The following is a 6326-nucleotide window of genomic DNA, read 5'->3' as shown; positions in this document are numbered from 1 at the left end:
CACGTGGAAAGCATCGAAATCGGGACTCTCGCCCCCATTGACATGCAGCTTGGCTGGGGCATTCTCGTCATAGGTGACGGTCAAATGTACCTCGCGTCCTCCGGTCGTGGCGGGTTGAATGTAATTGCCCATGTACGTTTGGGAGTACTCAATCGTTACAATGCCCATGGTTTGTCCCCTCTAACCGCGTACTAGGCCCGCCAGTGAGTTCATCTGATGGGCGGCAGTATAGACCAGGGTTGAGCATACACAATCGACAAGCGGCGCGCGAAGAAGGTCTGCTTCTGGGCGACTGCGGAAGGGCCGGTCTTTGGCGGTGACCGGGCTTTGCTGCCCATCCCCGCCCCTGCGTCGCGACGACCTAGGCTCAGACGTTCGCGCTCCTCCCGCCGCTCTCCGGAACCAGACTTTGATTCATCTGCCGCGCGGCAGGTTTCAGACAACAAGCCAAACCTCTGAATTGCACTGGATCCTGGACAGCGGAGGCCGTGATCGCGTGGATATCTCCGCCCTCTGCGGCGGCATGCGAACGCGGGTCTTCGAACACGGCACCGGGCAGGTCGGCCAGCGCGACCCGCATCCCAGCTTCGGCCAATCGGGTCACGACGGCGAGGCCGATGCCGCTCGCCGCGCCCGTGATCACGGCCATGCGGCCCGGCGCTATCGCAAGGTGGCCGCTCACCCGCCCAGACCCTCGGTCTGGCCGCCGTCGGCGATGCCGACGACGCCGGCGCCGGACGAGGAGTTGACGATCGCGCCGTCACCGCGCTGCTTCATGAGCGGGATCTGGCGCTTCATGCATAGGAACACGCCCTTGAGGTCAATTGCCATCAGCCGGTCGAAGTCCGCCTCGTCGAAGTCCGCTTCGTCGATGTCGGCGAGCTTGCTCTGGTCCTGCTCGATGCCGGCGTTGTTGAAGGCGACGTCGAGCCCGCCGAACGCCTCAACCGTCTTCGCAAGCGCCGCTTCGGCGTCGGCGCTCTTCGACACGTCGCAAGCAACGGCCAGCGCCTTGCCACCCGCGGCCTTGATCTCGCCAGCTACCTTGCTGGTCTCCTCTTCCGACAGGTCGGCGACGGCGACGCTTGCGCCGGCTTCGGCAAACGCCAGCGCGGTTGCGCGACCGATGCCGCCCGCGGCTCTGGTGACGAACGTTACCTTGCCGGACAGCGAGCTGAAGGGGTTGATCATGGGCGGTCTCCTAGCTGGGATCGGGGTCGTTTCTCTCGAAAGTCTCCAGTGAAACGCCGAGCCACGGAGCCGCTTCCATGAACCCGGTTCAGTGTTCCGTTGCATGTTGTTCAAGGATTTAAGCGCGGGCGTTAGCCCGGGTGAAGCGTTGATCGCCCGTACTCCTCACAGCAAAGCGAGAAGATGCGGCCCCGGATCACCTGTCACATCGCAAGCAGCATCGACGGACGCATCCTGCCCGAACGTTGGTCGCCCATTGATGCCCATAATCATGAGCTCTATGACAAGCTCCACGAACGGCTCGGTGGTGGCTCCTGGATCGTCGGCCGCATCACCGGCCAGGAGTTTGCCAAGCGACACCTACCCGGGCGAGACGGGCGCGAGCGTGCTCCGCAAGACATGGCTGCCGCGACGCCATGCGACGGCCTATGCGATCGTCGCGGACACCCACGGCAAGATCGCTTGGGGTCGCAGCGACGTCGGTGTCGATCCGATCGTTGTACTCCCACCGATCAGGTGCCGGACGCGCACCTCGCCGGGCTCCGGGCCGACGGCGTCGGCTACCTGTTCGCCGGCGAAGACGGCCTCGACCGGGCGACGCGTGCGCTTCGCGAGGAGTTGGGGATCGAACATTTCCTCTTCGAAGGCGGGGGGGCACATCAATGGCGCCTTCCTGCGTGCCGGGCTGGTTGATGAAATCAGCTTGATGATCGTGCCTGCGATCGACGGGGCGGGCGGCGCGCCGGTGACGTTTGACGGGCCGACCAGCGACAAGGGGCTACCCGTCCCGCTGACCTCACTTACCTTGCAGGAGCATGAGCTGATAGACGGCGGCATCCTTTGGTTGCGCTACAGCGTGGAATAATCCCGGACCTGACGGCGCACACGCGGCGATGACCGATGCTCAACCGCATGAACCCCGCGCCCGATTGTTCGACGCCCGCGCGCTGCCTAGATTCGACGCGTTAGCGGCTCGCCTTCTCTTGCCGGCGAGGCGGCAAGCGCCCGTGCCGACGATGCGTCTTCTCGAGCCGAAATGACTACATGGCCCACACGAGCACGCGACAAATGCCCGCCTCGTGCACGAGTGGGTGGTCGGCATCGGCCTCCCGGCTCAGGATTACGGGACGCACTTGCTTCGGCGCACAAAAGCATCGATCATCTACAAGGCGACTGGTAACCTTCGCGCCGTTCAGATCCTTCTCGGCCATGCCAAGATCGACAGCACGGTGCGCTACCTAGGCGTTGACGTGGAGGACGCTTTGGAACTGGCCGAACGCACGGACGTCTGAGCAGACCCAATAGGCGACACTGGGCCGGGCCCGCCCGCCTCTCCAAATCTGCCATCCATCCATGTTTCGATTCGACGGCATCTCGGTTGCTATTGCTGCTGGTAAAATCCCCGCAGCCAGTGTGTTCACCGATCTGAAAAGAAAAGAAGGCGCTCGCTCTCGCGACCGCCTTCTTTCCCACAGTTAAACTGCGGTCAGGTTGCGATGTTCGAGGTAACCGGCTTGGCAGTTACGTCAAAACGGTCCGCGTTCATGACCTTCACCCAAGCCTTGATAAAGTCTTGGACGAACTTCTCCTCGTTTCCATTCTCAGCATAAACTTCAGCCGTCGCACGAAGCTGCGAGTTCGAGCCGAATACCAGGTCCGTACGCGTAGCGCGCCACTTCTCGTGCTTGCCGGCACGATCATGCCCGATGAACTCCTCGTCGCTGGATGGATCAACGAGCTCCCAGAAGGTTTCGTTGTTTAGCAGATTGACGAAGAAGTCGTTGGTGAGCTGTCCCTTGCGATCGGTCAGGACGCCCTCCGGCTTGTCGCCGTGATTGGCGCCCAGCACGCGAAGGCCGCCGAGCAGCACCGTCATCTCAGGCCCGGACAGACCGAGCAGAGATGCCTTGTCGAGAAGCAACTCCTCGGTCTTCACGGTCTGACGCGTCCGTAGATAGTTACGGAAGCCATCGGCCTGCGGCTCCATCCATGCGAAACTCTCTACATCAGTCCATTCCTGGGTGGCATCGCCGCGACCGCCGGTGAACGGCACCTTCGCATCGAAGCCGGCATCCTTCGCCGCCTTCTCGATCGCCACCGAACCCGCAAGGACAATGGCGTCGGCAAGCGATATGGTACCGCGCAGTTCATTAAGCTTGGCAAGCACCGTCGCCAGCTCCGCCGGCTCGTTGATCGCCCAGGTCTTCTGCGGCTCCAACGCGATACGCGCACCGTTCGCACCGCCGCGATGGTCGGACTTGCGGTAGGTAGAGGCGGAAGCCCAGGCGGTCTTGACGAGTTGACCGACGCTCAGGCCGGAGCTCAGCACCTTCTCTGCGAACGTCGCGACATCGGCATCGCTCGGAGCCGTTCCTTGCGGCACCGGGTCCTGCCAGATCAGCGTTTCCTCCGGCACTTCCGGCCCAAGGTAACGAACCTTCGGGCCCATGTCGCGGTGGGTCAGCTTGAACCAGGCGCGCGCGAACGCATCGTCGAGAGCCGCCTGATCGTCACGGAAGCGCTCGGAGATGGCGCGGAACTCAGGATCCATCTTCAGCGCCATATCCGCAGACGTCATGATCGTCGGTACGCGCTTGTCAGGGTCGCGTGCGTCGGGGGCCATATCCTCCCATTCGGGATTAACTGGCGTCCACTGATGTGCACCCGCCGGGCTGTGCGTCAGCTCATAGTCGTACTTGAAGAGCAGACGGAAATAGTCGCCAGTCCATTTGGTCGGATTGTTCGACCATGCGCCTTCGATCCCCGAGGTGGTGATGTGGCCTTTGCCGATCTCCTCGCTGTCGGTAAGCCAGCCGAGCCCCTGCATGTGCACCGCTTCCGACGCGGGCTCCTTGCCGAAGTTTTCCGCAGGTTTCGCGCCATGCGCCTTGCCGAAGGCATGGCCCCCGGCGGTGAGCGCGACCGTTTCCTCCGAATTCATCGCCATTCGCGAGAACGTCGCCCGCATGTCGCGTGCCGAACCGAGTGGGTCCGGGTTGCCGCCCGGACCTTCCGGGTTGACATAAATCAGGCCCATTGAGTCGGCGGCAAGTGGCCCCTCCAGGTCCAGCTGCTCGTCTGGGCGGATACGCGTCTGGTGCTCCGCGTGTCCGATCCACTGCTCTTCGGCACCCCAGTAGGTATCGCCTTCTGATTGGTAGACATCCTTGCGCCCGCCGGCGAAACCGAAGGTCGGACCGCCCATGCTCTCGATGGCAACGTTGCCGGCGAGGATGAAAAGATCCGCCCAGCTGATGTGTTTCCCGTACTTCTGCTTGATCGGCCACAGCAGGCGCCGCGCCTTATCAAGATTGCCGTTGTCCGGCCAGCTGTTCAGCGGTTCGAAGCGTTGCTGGCCCGACGCAGCGCCACCACGGCCATCGGTGACCCGATAAGTGCCGGCGGCATGCCAAGCCATGCGGATCATGAACGGCCCATAGTGACCGTAATCCGCTGGCCACCACGCTTTGCTGTCGGTCATCAGCGCGGTGAGATCGGCTTTCAACGCGCTGTAGTCGAGCGTTTGGAACGCCTCGGCATAATCATAATCTTCGCCCATGGGGTCGGGCGAAACGCCATGCTGGTGCAGAATTTCGACCGGCAGAGCTTCGGGCCACCAATCCTTGTTGGTACGGCCGAGCAGCGAGCGGACGGTGCCCGCACCGCCGCTTTTTCGGCCCATCGGGCAGCGTTCGCTGGGATCTTCGTCAGCCATCTTCTCACTCCTCTTATGTGATGCCCCACACTAGTGGGGCGCATAAGTTCTTCCAACGAATTGAACCGATTTCTGCGATCACTTGAAGCGATAATGCGTTTGCGCTCACTGAAACAACGGTCATGCCTGCTCACACGCCATGAACATGGCACTTCCTCGCCATTGGCGTGATGCAGGAGTCGATCGCGAGGTGCGCCCCCGCACTCACACCGGTGCTGCGCAACACGTTCACCGCCTACCTGCCCGTATGGACCGTCTCCCACGAAGACCTGCGGTCGACCCATCGCATGGCGATTGTGTTCGAGCCTTGGCTGCAGGAATGGCTGCGCACGTGCGCGCAGGCGAAGAATGAGGGGACCCAATTCTGGACATTCAGGTGCGAATGGCGGCTTCCCAAAATCAGACACTTGTTCATTTTCGTCTTGCCACCTTAACGAACGACTCGAAAGGCGGATTGTCGTGGAACGTGGACCGTCCGCTTCCGTGCTATTGCCGCTTCACGGTTTGCTCCTCTGTTGCTGCAGCCCTGCCATGTCAGCGACTGACCAGTATCCGCCGGGAGTTCACCACCCGCCTCAACCAGAGCCAGTACAATTCCGCGATCCTCAACGACATCGACGGCAAGGCCGGTCGTGCAGCGCTCGCGGCGGGCATCGATGCCGACAGGTTCGGCGGTCTACTCCCGTACGCCAGCTATGTCGCGGGGACTGTCTTCGTCCACACGATGGCATACAACAACGAGCGCCCCGGCCTGACGCCGGCGCACCTGCGGTACTCGGTGCTGTCGCCCGATGCCGACCTCAGCTTCGTGTCGGACGCCAAGGCCGCGTTCATCCCGGGCTCGGCCTATCTCGACGACCATCCCAGCGCGCCGCTGCGCTTCAACGCCGAGGCCAATATCACACACATCATCGCCCGCGAGGAGCGTAACGTCGAAGCCGACGCACTGCGCGTAGAGGCGGACAGCCGCATCAAGGACATCTTCGACGGTAACGACACTAGTTCGAGTCCATCCCCTTCCCCGCAGGCGCGTTCGACGTTCCCGACGAGATCGGCGAGGGCAAGCTCCGGCTAGCGCTCATCTACCACCAAGCACTGAACATCGGCCACGTCGCCTACGAGGTGCCGGAGCTGATCGCCACCTGCTATTAGCGCAAGGGGCAGGATGGCGGCGGGCTCCGCCAGCTGCGCAACAATCTCGTGTTCCTCGTCGCTGACGATCTCCATGTACCACACCTGACCGCGACGGTATCGCGCCATCTCGCATTGCAGGAGCTCAAGCGTCCCGATCGTCTGGGGGAGCTGGCCGACTACCAGAAGGCACAGGTCATCGAATTGGCGCGCCGGTCCGAGTCTGACATCGCGATTGCCATCCAGCAGTGCTACCGCCACCTGTTCTATCCGAGCCGCACGGCGCTTG

At 62.5% G+C, this 6326-nt stretch carries 6 protein-coding genes and 1 pseudogene; 4 read left to right on the top strand and 3 right to left on the bottom strand.

The genetic code is table 11. From position 1 onward, the window contains the following. Positions 1-367: 367 nt before the first annotated feature. Both L8F97_RS22185 and L8F97_RS22180 read right to left on the bottom strand, forming a co-directional pair. On the bottom strand, positions 368-649 hold the full coding sequence (locus L8F97_RS22185; protein ID WP_242154894.1) for an SDR family NAD(P)-dependent oxidoreductase: 282 nt from the start codon (positions 647-649) through the stop codon (positions 368-370). 29 nt (positions 650-678) lie between these two features. Beyond that, on the bottom strand, positions 679-1191 hold the full coding sequence (locus tag L8F97_RS22180; RefSeq protein WP_242154892.1) for an SDR family NAD(P)-dependent oxidoreductase: 513 nt from the start codon (positions 1189-1191) through the stop codon (positions 679-681). Between the two features lie 280 nt (positions 1192-1471). On the opposite strand from L8F97_RS22180, the gene L8F97_RS22175 reads away from it, so the two are divergent. Next, positions 1472-2056 carry a dihydrofolate reductase family protein gene (locus tag L8F97_RS22175; protein ID WP_242154890.1) on the top strand — a complete coding sequence of 195 codons (585 nt, stop codon included), beginning with the start codon at positions 1472-1474 and terminating at the stop codon, positions 2054-2056. A 122-nt stretch (positions 2057-2178) separates the two neighbouring features. Beyond that, a pseudogene (locus L8F97_RS22170) lies at positions 2179-2483 on the top strand (tyrosine-type recombinase/integrase); the annotation flags it as partial. Between the two features lie 194 nt (positions 2484-2677). Here L8F97_RS22170 and katG read toward each other — a convergent pair. Continuing rightward, positions 2678-4906 (bottom strand): catalase/peroxidase HPI, encoded by a 2229-nt coding sequence (gene katG / locus L8F97_RS22165; RefSeq protein ID WP_409929086.1) that lies wholly within the window; start codon positions 4904-4906, stop codon positions 2678-2680. A gap of 466 nt (positions 4907-5372) precedes the next feature. Between katG and L8F97_RS22160 the strand changes: the two genes are divergently transcribed. Together L8F97_RS22160 and L8F97_RS22155 are read left to right on the top strand one after the other, a co-directional pair. After that, positions 5373-5981 carry a hypothetical protein gene (locus L8F97_RS22160; protein ID WP_242154888.1) on the top strand — a complete coding sequence of 203 codons (609 nt, stop codon included), beginning with the start codon at positions 5373-5375 and terminating at the stop codon, positions 5979-5981. Positions 5982-6106: 125 nt separating this feature from the next. Continuing rightward, positions 6107-6326 (top strand): hypothetical protein (locus tag L8F97_RS22155; protein ID WP_242154887.1); only part of this gene is annotated, 220 nt, incomplete at its 3' end.

This window comes from Sphingomonas sp. BAUL-RG-20F-R05-02, assembly GCF_022662305.1.
Taxonomy (GTDB): domain Bacteria; phylum Pseudomonadota; class Alphaproteobacteria; order Sphingomonadales; family Sphingomonadaceae; genus Sphingomonas.
This window is presented reverse-complemented; position numbering and strand designations above follow the sequence as displayed.